Source organism: Sinomicrobium endophyticum (assembly GCF_052983315.1).
Window position 1 is genome coordinate 79,827 of sequence record NZ_JBRKIS010000039.1, and the last position, 17,362, is coordinate 97,188.

Consider the following 17,362-nt stretch of genomic DNA (forward strand, 5'->3'; position numbering starts at 1 on the left):
AATATGCCGTAACGGCTTACATTTGCTCTTAATTAATACTTAAAATTTAAATAATTGAACATGAAACATCTTAGCAAATTATTTGTTGCTGCGCTCTTGTTTATAGGGTTTAGCAATGTTCAGGCGCAAGATTCCAACAACCCATGGCAGGTGAGTTTTGGTGCAAACGCCGTTGATGTTTACCCCACCAATCAGCCCGGAATGGGACAGTGGCTTGACGAGTATTTCAACGTCAGTGATCACTGGAATATCCTCCCTTCTGTTTCTACTATAGCTGTTTCCCGCTACGTAGGTAACGGATTTTCCGTTGGCGCAAGGGGATCCCTTAACAAAATCGACAAATGGGGCGATACAGATGTAGATGATCTATCATACTATGGCGTGGACGGAACTGTTAAATACAACTTCATAGAAGGAAAGGTATTTGATCCGTTCATCGAAGTTGGTGGAGGTTATACCTGGATTGATGAAATTGGTGCCGGAACTCTTAACGGAGGTGTCGGTTTCAACCTATGGTTTACCGACAATATCGGTCTTACCCTGCAATCCAGTTACAAGCACTCTTTCGAGGACTATCTTGCTCCTCATTTCCAACACCTCGCCGGTATTGCTATAAAATTCGGCGGACAAGATACGGATGGCGATGGTATCTATGACAAAGACGATGAGTGTCCAGAAGTAGCCGGACTTCCCGAATTTAACGGATGTCCTGACTCTGACGGTGACGGTATCCCGGATAAAGACGATGCTTGCCCTAACGAAGCAGGCCCTGCCGAACTTAACGGATGCCCCGACAGAGATGGTGATGGTGTGCCGGACAAAGACGACGCTTGCCCTGACACTCCCGGACCGGTAGAACTTAACGGATGTCCTGACTCTGACGGTGACGGTATCCCGGATAAAGATGATGAGTGCCCGAACGAAGCTGGCCCTGCATCTCTTAACGGATGTCCTGACAGAGACGGTGATGGTGTACCGGACAAAGACGACGCTTGTCCTGATGTAGCCGGTACCGTAGCTAACAACGGTTGTCCTGAAGTAACAGAAGAAGTTCAGAAAAAACTTAACGAGTTTGCCAAAACCATTCTGTTCGACACCGGAAAAGCTACTATCAAAGGTGAGTCTGCCCAGGTACTGGACCAGATAATCAGTGTACTTAACGAATATCCTAATTCGAAATTCACTGTAGAAGGTCACACAGATAGCACAGGTAGTGCTGCCTTAAACCAGAGATTGTCTGAGCAAAGAGCTGAGTCCGTAAGAAAATATCTGGCCGAAAAAGGTATCAATCCTTCCAGGTTGTCTTCCATCGGATTTGGAAAAGACAAGCCTATCGCTACCAATGCTACTGCAGCAGGTAGAAAAGAAAACAGAAGGGTTGAAATAAACCTGGTAAAAGAGTAAATTAAACAGATTAGACAAATAAAAAGTCCCGTCCTGATTTTTCAGGGCGGGATTTTTTTATTTTTAGACTTTGAAAATAGATTATCAATCTACCTGTCGGATCCGGCAGGTTTTTGCAATAACCATAAACAACAACAAGTGTGAAAACCTTTCTGGCCGAAGTCGTGGAAAATATTCTTTCCGAAAACGGAAACATCAGCGATATAACTTTCGTGGTACCCGGAAAAAGAGCCGGGGTGTTTTTAAAAAGGGAAATACAGAACCGGATGACCCGAACCGTATTTGCTCCGCAGATATACAGTGTGGAAGACTTTGTACAGGAACTGTCCGGTCTGAGCCTTGTTTCCAATATTCAGCTCCTATTCGAATTTTACGCGGTATATCAGAAAATCACACCACAGGAACAACAGGAAGATTTCTATAACTTTTCTAAGTGGGCACAGATCATGCTCCGGGATTTTAATGAGATAGATCGTTATCTCATCGCACCGGAAGATATTTTTTCCCATTTGTCCTCCGTCAAGGAACTGGACCACTGGTACCTCTCCGACCAAAAAACCCCGTTGCAGGAACAATATATCGAATTCTGGAAAACCCTGGGCACGTATTATACCGCACTTCGCGAAGAGCTGCTGGCCAGACAATGCGGCTACCAGGGGCTTATTTACAGGGAAGCTATAGAAAATATAGAACATTATTTAAACCACAATAACCACCGAAAACATATCTTCATAGGTTTTAACGCATTAAACAATGCCGAATCCGCCATACTACAGGAGTTCCTTGCGGCCGGTGCCGAAGTATACTGGGATACCGATAAAACCTTTATGGAAGATCCGGAGCACGATGCAGGTCTTTTTATGCGACAATACAAAAGGAAGTGGAAATACTATGAGAAAAACCCCTTTAAAAATATTAACACGCACTTTTCCGAACCGAAGAACATAGAGATCATAGGAATACCGGGAAAAACAGGACAGGCCATGTATCTCCACTCCATTCTCTCGAAACTTAAAAGTGGGGGCGAACTGGAAGGAACAGCAGTGGTGCTGGGCAATGAAGAATTATTAAACCCGGTACTGAATGCCATTCCCGAAAATATGAATGAAGTGAACATCACCGGTGGGTTCCCCCTGGCTTACAGCCCTATTGCTTCCTGGTTCCATGCCTTTTTTCAGACACTCGAAAGCGAACAGTCGGGAAAGTGGTATTATCAAAACGTACTGAACCTGGTATCTCACCCGGTTTCCAAAACGCTGCTCTTTCATAACGGTCGCGATCTGGCTTCCGAATTTATCCGGACCATCCAGGACAACAACATTGTCTTTGTTACGCAGGAACACCTGCAAAAAGCATTTTCCGAACTAATTGCCGATGCCGGAGAAAACATCGTCCCGGTAACGGAACTCCTGTTTTTTTCCAGGAACACGTCCACCGTAGATAATGTCATTCAAAAATGCAGTGCCCTGACCCTGCGGCTAAAGGAAGTTTATTCCCTACAGGGAAACCAGGTATTCCTCGAATATCTTTACCGTTTTTATGAAATATTCAACCAGATCCGTTTTTTCCATGAAAAATACAGAGCCCTATCTATCCATTCCTTAACAGGAATTTATAGAGAGCTCCTTCTCCAGCAAACGGTAGACTTCCAGGGAGAACCCCTCGAAGGTTTACAGGTGATGGGGGTATTGGAAAGCCGGAACCTCGATTACGAAACCGTAATCCTGACCTCGGTGAACGAAGGCGATCTTCCCTCGGGAAAATCCGGGAACTCCTTTATTCCCTTTGATATTAAAACAGCTTACGGCCTGCCCACTTACAAAGAAAAAGACGCCATATATGCATACCATTTTTACAGGCTTCTGCAAAGAGCCAAAAATGTTTATCTTCTTTACAACTCCGACTCCGGATCTTTTGACGGTGGAGAAAAAAGCCGCTTCATACAGCAATTAACAACATTCCGACAAGAAAATCACACTATCCGCGAACATATTGCCATACCACAGGCAGGAAACCTTCCCGGGTCGCAGGCTCCTGTTAAAAAAACACCCTCCCTTATGGAAGCCATACGAATTATGGCTGAAAAAGGCTTCTCCCCGACCTCCCTTACCAACTATATCCGGGACCCTATGGAATTCTACAAACAGTCTATACTGAAAGTCAGTGATGAATACGAAGTAGAAGAAACCATTGCCGCAAACACATTGGGGACCATCATTCACGATACCCTTGAAGACCTTTATAAGCCTCTTACCGGACAAATACTGACCACACACCACATAGAGGATATGCGAAGCAAAGTAAACGGCCTCATAGGCCTTAAATTCGGGGAAGTATACAAAGGCGGGGATTTTAGCCGCGGAAAAAACCTGCTCAGCTATGAAGTGGCCAAACAATACCTGAAAAATTTTCTGCAGACAGAGGAAAAACGGGTCCGGGACGGAAATTCCATAAAAATCATAGAAATTGAAAGTAATCTCCGGGTAAAAATAGAGGTTCCCGGCATATCTTATCCGGTATATCTGAAAGGAAAAGTGGACCGTGTAGAAGAAACTAACGGCGCTCTTTGTTTTATCGATTATAAGACCGGGAGGGTTGAACAGGCAGATGTAGAGCTTGCCGAATGGGAAAACCTCATCATCGACTACAAATACAGTAAAGCTTTCCAGCTATTGTGTTATTCGTATATGCTTATCCGTAACAGTTCGTATTCCCTGCCTGCCGAAGCAGCCATTATTTCATTTAAAAACCTCCGGAAGGGATTTCTGAAATTTGCCAAAAAAGAAGGCTCCGGATCCCAAAAAGAGTATACGATCACCGAAGAAACATTCCGGAACTTTACAGAACAACTCCACCTATTAATCGGTGAAATATGCGACCCTGCAATACCTTTTACCGAAAAAGAAGGAGTTTAAAAAATCAACCCTCACCTCCCGGTAAGGAATAAAAAAACATCCTCCCCGACCATGGTCGGGAAGGATGTTTATTAGCATAAGAAAGGAAAATTATTTTATGAAAAGCTTAGTATCCGGGGTTTTGCTTTAATGTCAGTTGTCCCGTTTCATCTACACTTAAGTCAATTTGAGCTTGTGGAATCGGATAATACTCGCTTTTTCCGGAGATGAACCTGCCTCCGCGAATATCCGTAGTTATACTTCCCTGATATCGAAAGTATGCATTGAGCGTCTCCTCCGCGATTCCCCAGCGTACCAAATCAAAGAATCGATGACCTTCTAAGGCCAATTCCAGTTTCCTTTCAAAATAGATAGCTTTCAAAGCATCTTCTTTAGAACCGAATTGAGCAGATGTATATTCTTCTATATTATAATTAGCTGCATTGGTACTTTCATCAAATCCTGCCATCGGATTATCTTCATTAATATATTCCTTCAGAAAACCGTTTGGATTAACTGCTCTTCTCCGAACCCGATTCACATATTCCATAGCCGTAGAGAGACTTCCCGCCTGTGCTTCGCTCTCTGCAGCCATTAGCAATACATCTGCAAACCGGATGACATGAACATTAATCGCTGTCCCTGGGGCCCAGGAACTTTGATCGGCATATTGATCCTGCGTAGCTTGCCAGTAAATATTTTTCTTAGGAGCATAAGGACCTCCATAAGCCTGATCTCTTATCCACTCAATCCCAGGATGATCACCCCAATCGTGGAAGGGAATACCACGACGTCCTACAGTCCAATCGAGTCTTGGATCCAAGGAACCCGTATATGGTGTAAAAGCAGCACCTGCAGAGACTCCCATATCATTTTTAACCGGATCCTGATTATAGTTATCCAAATACGGAAGACCTGTATTTGCATCAGTTTTATAGGAGTTCACCAAATCTTGTGTAGGTTGAAAAAAACCGCAACAACGAAAAGGGCTGTTATATGGAAAATTTAGCTTCCCACCCTGGTTAGAATTTGTAATGTTACCGGTTCCATCGTTAGCTACCATTTGAATATCAAATACGGTCTCCGAGTTATTTTGAGTAGCAGCATCAAAATTATTTTTGAAAAGTGGTACCAGGTCATATTTATCACCTGCAGAGTTCACTCCAGAATTAATAGTCTCCGTAAAGATATCCTTGGCTTCGGCAAACTTCTTCTGATAGAGATAGGTTTTCCCGAGATAAGCGGCGGCGGCCCATTTATTAGCTCTGCCAAATTCCCCCTGTGTCGATGGAAGATTCTCATAAGCATACAGAAAATCGGCTTCGATCATTGGCCAGATATCCTGGTCGTTGGGTTGCTTAGGGTTTTCGGTAGTCTCATCTATCCAGGGCACCATGTTGAACATCTTCTTTAATTCAAAATAATAATGCCCTCTCAGAAAGCGGGCCTGGCCGATAATATTTTCTTTATCTTCTTCTGAAATATCATCTACTTTTTCCAAGAGTTTTAAAGTATTATTACAGCGCACAACACCTTCATAAGTAGCTTTCCATTTGGAATTAAAAAATCCGTTCGAAGGATCGGATGAAAATTTAGCAATCGGATCAATTGCCGGTTGATCTCCTCCGAAACTTCCTTTGCTGGCGGTACCACCCGCAACCGCTCCATATATCCAGTTATCCGGTGCAGCTTCCCATGGATTACCTCCTCCCAATGCCGCATCATCGCCCTGTCCGTCCAGAGCTGCATAAGCTCCAATTAACAATTTTTCAACTCCTGCCTGATCTGACACAACATCTTCACTTAGAGCTCCCAGAGCGGGCTGATCCAAAAAACTATCAGCACAGGAAAACAGTATTGCCAATGTCAAAACAGGAAAGTAAAGACATCTTATTTGTTTCGTAAGTTTCATATATTTTATCTTTTAGAGTTCATAAATTAGAATATTACATTCAGTCCGAATAATAGCTGTCTTTGATTGGGGTAGGCTCCTTCATCAATCCCAAAATTCACACTTTCTCCTGATATTTCCGGATCCAGCCCCGAATAAGACGTTATAGTAAAAGGGTTTACCATTTGAGCATACAATCTCAATTTTGTCAATTGAATCTTTTCAAGCAAAGAGGATGGCAAGGTATAGCCCAATTGTATTTGACGGCATCTCAAGTAAGAGCCATCTTCCACAAAATACGAGTTCGGCACATTGGCCACACTAAATGATCCCGTAGTTTCCTGTATAGGGGCCTTGGCATTAGTGTTTTGAGGCGTCCAGGAATTATGCAATGCGGTATGGCTCTTAGCTCCCTGAAAAGAGCTGTAAAAGTCCGTCCACCAACGCACATTATTCCATATGTCATTACCTTGCGATCCATAAATAAACATACTGAAATCCCAACTTTTATACAACAGTTCAATGTTCAGACCATACGTAAAGTCCGGGTTAGGATCTCCCAGAAACGTTCTGTCTTTATCATCTACAATATTATCTCCGTTAATATCTTTATAACGGAACCTGCCTACCGCAACATCATTCTGATAAGTTGCGTTAGGATTCCCTGTGGCAGAAACGGCAGCCGCATTAGCCTCATTAATTTCCTCCTGGGAATTCCAAAAACCTTCAATTTGGTACCCAAAGAACTCGCTCACGGAACGCCCTACGGCATTTCGAATAATAGAACTCCCGTTGAAACGTCTTCCTTCAAGATCGAAATATTGAACTCCATCAGCAATTTTTTTGATTTCATTATTATATGTAGTAAGAGTTACCGAGGTATTTAATCGTAAGTCTTCTCCCAGCCTAAAATAAGTAGAGAGGTCTATATCAAATCCACCGTTAGTCATCTGTGCCACGTTAACATGAGGGACAGTAGCAGCACCAACTGTACCCGGAAGATTTGGATTGTATAATAAATCTTTTACATCCTTTCTGTAATAATCTACGGTTAATTGAACCGTATTATTAAACAACGAGGCATCAACACCTATATTTGCATTGATATTTTTTTCCCACACTGCATGCGGATTTCCTATTCTGGACTGTTGAAAACCTTCAGATATGGACGAATTACCGCCTCCAATCGCATAAAAAGAGGTTCGGTTATTTCCTCCAAAAGTCGTAAATGAGTTCGAAGGGTCTACATTTAGCTGATTTCCCATAACGCCATAACCTCCACGTATTTTCAAATCATTTAACCAACTTTTTTCCGGAAAGAAATTCTCATTGGAGACATTCCATCCTGCACTAACTGCAGGGAACCAACCGTATTGATTATTTAAAAACCTGGACGATCCATCTCTGCGGATAGTTGCGCTTAACAAATACCGATCGTCAAAATTATAATCCACCCTTCCGAAATAAGACGCCAGTGCATCCGCATACTTAAAGGAATAATTTGTCTGTGTCCCTGAACCGGTATCCAATGTTACATAATCCGGGTCAAAAGAAAAATATCCTTGTCTGGAACCTCCGACTTCACGTCCTTTGTTTTGATAAGCTTCAGTACCTAGCAAAATTGTTACATTGTGAATATCGTTAAAGGAGTTGTGGTATTTTACAGTATTGGTCCAGGTCCAATTGAAATTGGTAGCCGCCGCCTCAGAATATTGATTTACAGATAGGTTCTCGGAATTTTCGTATTCAGGAAATTGAAAAGAGTTAAAGCTATTCGTATAATATTGTCCCCCAAAACTGGTCCTAAAGATAAAGTGTTTCAAAAAATCTGCTTCCGCAAAAATATTACCGAATATCCTCGTAGAAACGCCGCGGTTGTGCCGGGTACGGTCCATGATAGCAACAGGATTTTTGGCATTCCCCAGACCACTACCGAATGAGCCTGCGTAATTACCCATGATATCGTGCACAGGAATAATAGGCTGTTGCCTAAAGGCCATCCCAATAGCACTGTCTTCGGTTAAAGCATCTACCTGTGGATTATCCCTGATAGTAAAGCTTATATTTTCACCCACACGAACGTTTTCTCCAATATTATACGTTGAATTCGCCCTAAGTGTATAGCGTTTTAAGTACGTATTCTTTAAAGTCCCTTCCTGGTTAAAATAATTTAAAGAGAAAAGATAACTTCCCTGTTCATCACCATTACTTACAGACATATTATGACTTTGAATACTTGCCGGACTAAAAATTTCCTGGAACCAGTTGGTCCCTTTTTTGTTAGCTCTTACTATGCGATAAAAGCTATCCAAATCATCCGAGCTGGTATAATTGGGGTTGACATAATACAAAGATTCATCTACCGAATTTGCTCCTACAGGAGCAATATAGTTTGGTAAGACAGGATTTGCACCGTTTCCATATTGACCACTGCTAGGCGATTCTTCCGGATTAGTGTTTCGCTGCGCAATAAAATTGAGCTCAGCCATTTCCTGCGAATTCAAAATATTCCACGGGTTACCCTTTTGGACCATTTGAACTCCATAGTAAGAGTCATACGTGACCTTCATCTTCCCTCTACCCTTTTTTGTGGTGATAATGATAACTCCATTTGCTGCTCTTGAACCATAAATAGAGGCCGAAGAAGCGTCCTTAAGTACTTGCATAGTCTCAATATCGTTGGGGTTAATATCACCGATGCCATCTGTTGGAATTCCATCCACAACATAGAGAGGAGTATTGTTCCCAAATGTATTGGCTCCACGTATTTTTACTTGCGGAGCTTCTCCCGGTTGGCCGCCTCCGGTTACTGTAACTCCGGAAACCCGTCCCTGAAGCTGATTGGTGACATCAGCAGTTGGTTGTTGGGTTAATTCATCCGTTTTCACTACCGACACCGCCCCGGTAAGGTCTTGTTTACGCTGTGTTCCATAACCCACAACAACTACTTCGTCTAACTGGGCAAGGTCTTCCTGGAGCGATACGTCCACTACTTCCCTGCCGTCTACAGGCACTTCGAGGGTTTTAAATCCTACATAGGAGACCACAAGTATCGCATTATCACTACTTACCTCTATAGCATAATTCCCGTCAAAATCGGCAACCACACCATTAGTGGTTCCCTTCTCCATCACACTGGCACCTACCAGGGGCTGACCGTCCTCTGAGGTGACCTTACCGGTTACCGACAAAAACACGGAAGATTTCTTCTCTTTTTCGGATTTCGGCGATGCACCGAAAACACTTCCTGACACCAGGAATACGCAACAAAAAAGCAAAATACACATGGTATTTTGCAACGTGATACGAACTTTCGCAAAGGTTCTTTTTCTCATAAAGTAAAGTTTGTTAGTTGTTTAATTCAGATCATCCCTATACACAAAACCGGTCCGAACAACGAGGCAGAAATCCCTTAAATATTATTATCCGTTGTTTATTCTTTTGATTTGACAAAAAGATTATTTCAGCCGATGTCTTTCCGATATCATGTATAAGCTGTTTCTTCATAAAAAGAAGGAATAAAAAACACATATTCTTTTTATGAAAAAGGTCGGCTTCTAAGAAAAGTTTAAAATAGGATTATTAAATTCTTCTTAAAAAAAATTTATACCAACGACATGATTTTATTCATGAACGACTTATTTTTTAATACTAAAAGAATATTTGCTAATATAAAGACAAAATAATTGACACTAATTATATTTTTTTATTAATTATTTGTACAATTAATACAATCAGAAGAAATAACGGTATGTCTAACCCGGTTTACGACATAAAACAGGACTACAAAAACAGACATAATATTTATGTATTATAAAAAGGAAAAATAGGTATTCACTACCTAAGAATAAACTTATACGAGGTACGGAAATATATCCTTCAAATTAGGGCCTGTTAACATCACACTTCAAGACAGGAAGAACACGGCGTGAAGATTTCCTCCATATCTTACATGAAGCCGGGAGGAGTGAAAATGATAGCCTGCCAGAAAAAATACCAGTGAGTTAAGATTAAAATAGTCCTCCGGATGTGCTGTATACCACGAAAGACATTCTCTCCGGCAGAAGCCACACTTTCGACACGAAACACCTTAACACAAAACACAAAATATGGGAATTCCACCATATTTTGACAAGAAAATATCATTTGTGTCAAAAAAACATTATCAATTTTATATATTTGCTACTCGTTAACGTTAACGAATCCCGAATCACGCAACCAAAACTTAAGTTATGAAGAAAAATATCAGGGCAGAAATTCTCTTTCCCATAAGCCTATTATACCACAAACAATGTATACTGCAATTCCTGTTAGGAACATGTTTTATTTTCGGTGCTCTGGCAGGAGAAAATCCCAAAACACACGCATACCAACAAGAAATAAAAGGTACGGTACACGATGTCAACAATACTCCCCTTCCCGGTGTTAGTGTACAGTTAGTGGGTACCACCAAAGGAGTTACAACTGATTTTGACGGAAATTTCAATATTCAGGCCGAGACGGGAGATGTCCTCGAATTTTCTTATATAGGTATGCGTAACCAACGCGTTATCGTGGCAGACGATAGCCCTGTAGCAGTAATTATGGAAGAAGATTACGAGTCACTGGATGAAGTTATTCTCACCGGATACGGCAGCCAGAAAAAAGGTGAAGTAACTGCAGCTATCTCCTCTGTGAATGCAGAGTCTATCGAGAAAATAGCCACTTCCAGCGGTATAGATGCCATAAAAGGCCAGGTAGCCGGTGTGGATATCGTGCCGCAAGGGGGACGGCCGGGAGAAAATGTTACCGTAAGGATCCGTGGCCGGCGTTCGATAGGAGCTTCTAACGATCCCCTGTATGTTATAGATGGTATTCCCCAGATCAGCGGAACCAGTTCCATTAACGATATCAACCCCCAGGACATAGAGTCCATGCAGGTCTTAAAAGATGCCGCGGCAACCGCCATCTACGGATCGAGAGGGGCCAACGGAGTAGTTCTGATCTCCACCAAAAGAGGAGTCGCCGGAAAAACATCCGTATCGTATAGTAGTCATTTCGGAATAACTTCCGCAACCCAACTTGTGGATATGATGAATGGGGAAAGATTCGCCATGATGAAGCGAGAATCCCAAAGAAGCTCCTGGAATGGCACTATTCCCAACGACACTCAGGTTTTTTTAGATCCCGTAGAATTGAAATCCATAGCCGAAGGGCGGTCTACGGACTGGCTCGATCAGGTTATCGGCTCCGGGTGGCAAACCAATCATCAGCTAAGTGTAAGCGGCGGATCGGAAAAAACCAACTTCAACACCTCTATAGGCTACTTTAAAGAAGAAGGTATTATTCCCACCATGGATTATGAACGTTACACCGGGAGAGTAAATCTCGACCACAAAATAAGTGACATGTTTAAAGTAGGCGTTTCCTTTTCCATATCACACGCCATACAAAACTGGGGTTCTTCGGCTGCAGTTTCCGAAGCCTTACTAAACAATCCGCTGGGTATACCGCGCGACGAAAACGGCGATCTGATCTTTTTGCCTACAAATGACGGTCTGCGCACCAACCCCCTGAGTGAACTCGTAAAAGGGTCTTTTATAGACGAACGCAAGTTCACCCGGATTTTTGCTCCGGTTTACCTGGATATCTATATTAACAGTAATTTGAAATGGACTACTACTTTCGGCCCGGATATACGTTACAGAAGGCGAGGCCTTTTTCAGGGCAGTTACACCAATGCCAACCGGGGAGGCCCAGGGGATGCTTCGATAGAACACAATGATAACTTCGGTTACACCCTGGAAAACCTGCTTACCTACAACCAGACTATCGGTGAAGATCATAACCTGAAAGTAACCTTACTGCAAAGTATTCAAAAATCCCGCGAAGAAAATTCGCTCGCTGGCGTATCCAACATACCTTATGAGGAGCAGCAGTTTTATAATCTGGGTTCTGCATCGGTGAAAGGCGATATTACTTCCGGACTCATAGAATGGAGTCTCGCATCTTTTATGGGGCGGGTAAACTATGATATTGCCGGTAAATACCTTTTTCAGGCATCCTTAAGGGCCGACGGATCATCGCGCCTGGCCCCCGGAAATAAGTGGAACTCTTTCCCCGGCTTCTCTGCCGGATGGCGTATATCGGAAGAAGAATTCATGCAGGATTCGGAGGTTTTTGACGATCTCAAAATACGGGCCTCCTACGGGGAAGTTGGTAATACTTCCGTAGACCCTTATCAAACTTCGGGGAGATTGGAAGGTACTGTATACGCTTTCGGAAACAGCCCTGCCCTTGGTTTGGGATTAAATGAATTAGCCAATTCCAATCTCGGATGGGAAGTCTCCAAAACCGTGGATATCGGTTTGGATTACAGCCTGTTCCGGGGAAGAATTCAGGGTAGCATCGATTGGTATCACACCAAAACCGCCGATATCCTCCTGGAACGCAGTCTCCCATACACTTCCGGTTATGAAAATATTCTTCAGAACATAGGGGCCACAAGCAGTAAGGGTCTGGAATTCAATATCGACGCTAATATCATAGACAATCCGGAAGGATTTAAATGGAACCTGGCCTTTAACATTGCCGGATACAAAGAAAAAATTACCGAACTGGCCCTGAAGGATGGAAACGGAAATCCCGTTGACGATGTTGGTAATCAGTGGTTCATAGGAAAACCCATCAATGTGTTTTACGACTACAAAAAAATCGGCATTTACCAGGCTAATGAAGTAGATTTAGCGGCTACTACCGAAGGAAAGGTCCCGGGGGAGATAAAACTACAGGATGTGAATGGCGACGGGGTAATAAGTCCGGAAGACCGGGTTGTACTGGGCTCCGATGTTCCGGATTTTTACGGAGGTATTACCAATAGTTTTGAATATAAAGGTATAGATTTCAGCTTTTTCTTCTATTTCCGGCAGGGACAAATGGTAAGCAGCCGTTTCCATGATGATAACAATACACTTTTCGGACGATACAATAATCTGGATGTGGATTACTGGACCATGGATAATCCCACAAACGACTTTCCTCGTCCCAATCAAAACCAGGAGAGGCCTAGAGACGCATCTACAATGAGTTATTTTGACGGCAGCTTTATAAAATTACGAAATGTGAGCCTGGGTTACAATTTACCCAAATCGGTGACCGACAACCTGGGACTATCCTCCTTAAGGCTTTATGTTTCCGGGCAAAACCTGTTCTTTATTTCCAAATTCGACACCTTCGATCCGGAAAACACCGGGAATCCGGACAACACAGGAGAATTAAGCAGCGGTACGACACCGAGCAACAAAATGTACCTTATGGGATTAAAGGTGATTTTTTAAAACATGACAGGTTTGAAGAAATTACAGCAATACCGTTTTAAACCACATTTCCCCCCCCGATGGGATATTTCGGGGCCGTTTAACCAATAAATGCGATAAATAATGAAAAGCAAAATATATTTAGGTTTCACCATACTTCAGGCACTCCTTATTACCTCCTGTAATAATTTCCTGGAAGAAGATCTGGTAACTGATATTTCCGCATCTTCCCACTATACCACTGAAAAAGGGTTTGAAGATGCTGTAAAAGCTACCTATGCCGGGTTAAAAACTTTTTACGGACAGGAAGTCGGTTTTACCATGACGACATTCGGCACGGATATCTTCACCAACGGTTCCGACGGCGGTTATAAATATTATAATATCTACGATGGCAGCCTTAATGCTTCGGATAATTATGTCCGGGATGCCTGGAGAGACTGGTATAAAGGCATTAACCAGGCCAACGCCGTAGTAGGCAGGTCCGAAGCACTGGAAATGGACGAGAACCTGAAAAAAACACGCCTTGCAGAAGTACGTTTTTTACGTGCCCTGTTCTATTTCAATATCATTACCACCTATGGCGACGCACATCTTAGCCTGGAAGAATCGGAAGGCGTGGAAATCGAAGCTAACCGAACAGCAAGTGCAGAAATTTACAAACAGGCCATTATCCCCGACCTGGAATACGCTATCGAAACATTGCCCGACACCCAATCGGATTACGGGCGTATTACCAAAGCGGCGGCGCAGTTCCTCCTGGGCAAGGTACTTCTCACCAGAAGTTATACCCAATCCGCCGAAGGAGATGATGCCACCCGGTCGGAAACCTTCTTTACACACGTTATAGAAGATTACGGCTTCAGGCTCCTGGACCGTTACGCGGATCTGTGGAACATAAGCAATAAACAAAATGACGAGGTTATACTCTCGGTTATCAATTCCAAGACCCAGGTAGATGACGGTACGGATGAATTAGGACACCGCGGACACCTCTTTTTCCTGATGGAATACGATATTTTGCCCGGTATGGCCAGGGACGTGGAAAACGGAAGACCCTGGAAAAGGTTCAAACCCACCGATTTTTTACTCTCTTTGTGGGACAGGGAAAAAGACACCAGGTATGATGAAGGTTTTACGCATGTCTGGTATACCAACAGTCCCAACGAAAACCTTCAGCTGGGGGATACCGCGGTTTATGTTCCCGGCCCCGGAAAAGATGAGTTATGGCCGCAATCCCGGCAGGACACCAAGCCTTACATGGTCATTACGAAAGAGGAATACACGGAACGGTTATTTCCAAGCGTACTGAAATGGCTGGATCCCACCCGTCCCGATCACCAGAGAGAGCCATCACAGCGCAATCATATTCTCATGCGTCTGGCCGATGCCTATTTGCTCCGGGCGGAAGCAAGGTTAATGCTAAATAATACCACAGGTGCCGCCGAAGACATTAACGTGGTAAGACACAGGGCAGCCCAACCGGGTATGGAAACCGAAATGGAGGTCATGGCATCGGATATAACCCTCGATTTCATACTCGACGAAAGGGCGCGTGAACTTTACGGAGAAGGTTATCGCTGGTGGGACCTGGTAAGGACCGGGAAACTCGTGGAAAGGGTACGTCTTTACAATCCCGTGGGCGCAAATAATATTAAGGATTACCATGTTCTGCGCCCTATTCCGCTTGACCAGATAGACCGTACGGTTAACGAATATCCTCAAAATCCGGGATACCCGAATTAGGCCACGATTTTTCGACAATATATAGTATTACGTTTGAGGATGCTTCTAAAAGACATGGAGATTTTCTTTCACTACAATTTCCACCGGAATGTCAATATGCAGTTCGGAAGCATCCTTTTCTGTTAAAAATTTAAACAACCCCTTAATCGCCGAATAGCCCTGATATTCGGGCTTTTGGTTGATCAAAAACGACATATCATCCCGGTTCAGGCTTTCCAGGTTTTCTTTGTTCAGATCAAATCCCACAATAGAGGCGTCACTTATTCCGTATTTTCGCAGAACAGGAGGAAGCATATATGCCCTGGAATTGGTTACAAATATTCCTTTAGGCCTTTTGTCTTTCAGTAACTTATTTATGTCGGGTATAGTGTCCAGAGGTTGGTTTAACGGGTAGTTTATGGTATTAATATCCATCTTTCCCTCTTTGTTTTTCGCATTCAAAAACTCCCTGAATCCATTTTCTCTCTGCCTGTTATTTTCATGTAGCCCTCTGGCATTTAAGATATTAATCACCATATAAAAACCTTCTTCACCAACCAAGCCATACAGCAATCTGCCCGCTACCAATCCGGCCTGATGCGAATCCTGGCAAATAAAATAACCGGGGTAATCCAGAGTCACCCGGGTGTCCAGAAACACAACAGGCATGTCTTTCTCCCTTGCTTTCCCGGCCAACAGGTTACTTTCCGATGTAAAAAAGGGCACCGTGACAATACCATCAAACTGTGTTTCAAATATTTTTTCACTTGCGGATATAAAGGTTATCGGATCCGAAAAATAAAAATAAGTGACCAGTATTCCGTGATCGTGCAGTTCTTCGGCAGCCTTATCCATGCCTCTCTTCGGAAGTTCCCAATACCCCCAGTTATTTGCGGTCTCCGGGATCAGCACAGCTATTTTAACCTTCTTATGCGCACCCAGCCGAAGGCGGCTGGCCACGGTATTTTTTTTATATCCCGCCTTCTTTATAACAGCGAGCACCTTTTGCTCGGTAACTTTAGACACTCCTCCCCGGTTGTGAAGTACCCTGTCCACAGTTCCGATAGATACATCCGCCAGTTGTGCTATCTGCTTAATTCCAATAGATCCTTTCATATCAGAGACATTTCAAAAGCGAATTGCAATCCGCCATACTCCATTTAATATCGCATAAAGATAAAAAAGGGATTTTTAAAAGAAGGAGAATCCATTGATCATACTGCAGGTTAGCATTTTGAACTATTTATTTTTTGAGCAAAGATCAGGCGGTTGTGCTTCCTTTTTCATAGGTAAGATGATTTGCTAATATTCCCGATGGTGTTCTCGCTTTTTCGTCTAATATTTCAGTGTTTGCAAATACTATAAAATTGTCTTTAGCTCTGGATACTGCAACATTCAGCAATTTGGCTTATTGTCTCTGTCAAAAAACATAGTTCCTGAATCACCTTTGCCATAAACCATTGAAAATAGAATAACCGGTCTTTCAGCACTCTGTAAGGCATGAACAGTTCCTGTTTTTAATATTCCAACATCAAAACCAAGCTGCTTGGTATATTTCCAATTAATGATTTATTCGCGGAGGCAACTGATTTCTTCCGGCCAAACCCAAGCCCTGTATTTTATGTATATTTATACAACCAAAAACCGTATCGTCATGAAAACCAACCCGGATTCGCAAGAGGGCTATGGGGCTGATATTATCGATATCCTCATTGATATTTTACAACAAATCAAAGCCACCGGTGTCTCGCATTACACGCCACAGGTATACCTTACCAGTGCGGAAGTGATGGAAAAATACAGGATCAGCGAAAGCACTCTGTACAGGCTTCGCAAAAACAAAAAAATACCTTTTATAAAACTGAATAAAAAATACCTGTACCCCCAACGGAAACTAGACGTCTTTCTGGACAATAACTAAACCTCTGGACTGAAAGTCCAGAGGTTTAGTTATTAGGTCACTCGGTTATTTAGTCAATACGCAATTACTTAATAACTGAACTAAGTAAAAGTTTATAGAAACTAAAGTAGCTGCAATAGTCCCGATTATCGGAATCGGGAGCAGGGTTTTGACCTTCAACTTGATAATAAAGGCTCTGCTTTTATCCAAAGAAAACCTGTGTTTTCTAGTTCTCACCAAAATAAAGGGATTT

The 17,362-nt window shown here is 42.8% G+C and carries 8 protein-coding genes; 5 read left to right on the top strand and 3 right to left on the bottom strand.

Annotated elements, in window-relative coordinates:
* Positions 1-60 precede the first annotated feature (60 nt).
* Together ACVBDU_RS14075 and ACVBDU_RS14080 are read left to right on the top strand one after the other, a co-directional pair.
* Positions 61-1,404 carry an OmpA family protein gene (locus ACVBDU_RS14075; RefSeq protein ID WP_447180371.1) on the top strand — a complete coding sequence of 448 codons (1,344 nt, stop codon included), beginning with the start codon at positions 61-63 and terminating at the stop codon, positions 1,402-1,404.
* Positions 1,405-1,544: 140 nt separating this feature from the next.
* Complete coding sequence (locus ACVBDU_RS14080; RefSeq protein WP_447180372.1) at positions 1,545-4,319, top strand: PD-(D/E)XK nuclease family protein; 2,775 nt, start codon at positions 1,545-1,547, stop codon at positions 4,317-4,319.
* A gap of 106 nt (positions 4,320-4,425) precedes the next feature.
* Here ACVBDU_RS14080 and ACVBDU_RS14085 read toward each other — a convergent pair whose 3' ends face one another.
* Positions 4,426-6,210: a RagB/SusD family nutrient uptake outer membrane protein gene (locus tag ACVBDU_RS14085; protein WP_447180373.1), complete on the bottom strand. Its 1,785-nt coding sequence runs from the start codon at positions 6,208-6,210 to the stop codon at positions 4,426-4,428.
* A gap of 26 nt (positions 6,211-6,236) precedes the next feature.
* Positions 6,237-9,524, bottom strand: a complete 3,288-nt coding sequence (locus ACVBDU_RS14090) for a SusC/RagA family TonB-linked outer membrane protein (protein ID WP_447180374.1) — start codon at positions 9,522-9,524, stop codon at positions 6,237-6,239.
* Between the two features lie 897 nt (positions 9,525-10,421).
* Here ACVBDU_RS14090 and ACVBDU_RS14095 point away from each other — a divergent pair.
* Together ACVBDU_RS14095 and ACVBDU_RS14100 are read left to right on the top strand one after the other, a co-directional pair.
* Positions 10,422-13,505 (top strand): SusC/RagA family TonB-linked outer membrane protein, encoded by a 3,084-nt coding sequence (locus tag ACVBDU_RS14095; protein ID WP_447180375.1) that lies wholly within the window; start codon positions 10,422-10,424, stop codon positions 13,503-13,505.
* Between the two features lie 102 nt (positions 13,506-13,607).
* Positions 13,608-15,230, top strand: coding sequence for a RagB/SusD family nutrient uptake outer membrane protein (locus ACVBDU_RS14100; RefSeq protein ID WP_447180376.1), 1,623 nt, complete (start codon positions 13,608-13,610; stop codon positions 15,228-15,230).
* 45 nt (positions 15,231-15,275) lie between these two features.
* Here ACVBDU_RS14100 and ACVBDU_RS14105 read toward each other — a convergent pair whose 3' ends face one another.
* Positions 15,276-16,325 carry a substrate-binding domain-containing protein gene (locus ACVBDU_RS14105; protein WP_447180377.1) on the bottom strand — a complete coding sequence of 350 codons (1,050 nt, stop codon included), beginning with the start codon at positions 16,323-16,325 and terminating at the stop codon, positions 15,276-15,278.
* 538 nt (positions 16,326-16,863) lie between these two features.
* Between ACVBDU_RS14105 and ACVBDU_RS14110 the strand changes: the two genes are divergently transcribed.
* Positions 16,864-17,130: a helix-turn-helix domain-containing protein gene (locus ACVBDU_RS14110; RefSeq protein ID WP_447180378.1), complete on the top strand. Its 267-nt coding sequence runs from the start codon at positions 16,864-16,866 to the stop codon at positions 17,128-17,130.
* Positions 17,131-17,362 lie beyond the last annotated feature (232 nt).

Bases quoted from the DNA above. Each gene is read 5' to 3' on its own strand.
- ACVBDU_RS14075 (WP_447180371.1), top strand. From the start codon at position 61: ATGAAACATCTTAGCAAATTATTTGTTGCTGCGCTCTTGTTTATAGGG.
- ACVBDU_RS14110 (WP_447180378.1), top strand. From the start codon at position 16,864: ATGAAAACCAACCCGGATTCGCAAGAGGGCTATGGGGCTGATATTATC.
- ACVBDU_RS14105 (WP_447180377.1), bottom strand. From the start codon at position 16,325: ATGAAAGGATCTATTGGAATTAAGCAGATAGCACAACTGGCGGATGTA.
- ACVBDU_RS14085 (WP_447180373.1), bottom strand. From the start codon at position 6,210: ATGAAACTTACGAAACAAATAAGATGTCTTTACTTTCCTGTTTTGACA.
- ACVBDU_RS14100 (WP_447180376.1), top strand. From the start codon at position 13,608: ATGAAAAGCAAAATATATTTAGGTTTCACCATACTTCAGGCACTCCTT.
- ACVBDU_RS14090 (WP_447180374.1), bottom strand. From the start codon at position 9,524: ATGAGAAAAAGAACCTTTGCGAAAGTTCGTATCACGTTGCAAAATACC.
- ACVBDU_RS14095 (WP_447180375.1), top strand. From the start codon at position 10,422: ATGAAGAAAAATATCAGGGCAGAAATTCTCTTTCCCATAAGCCTATTA.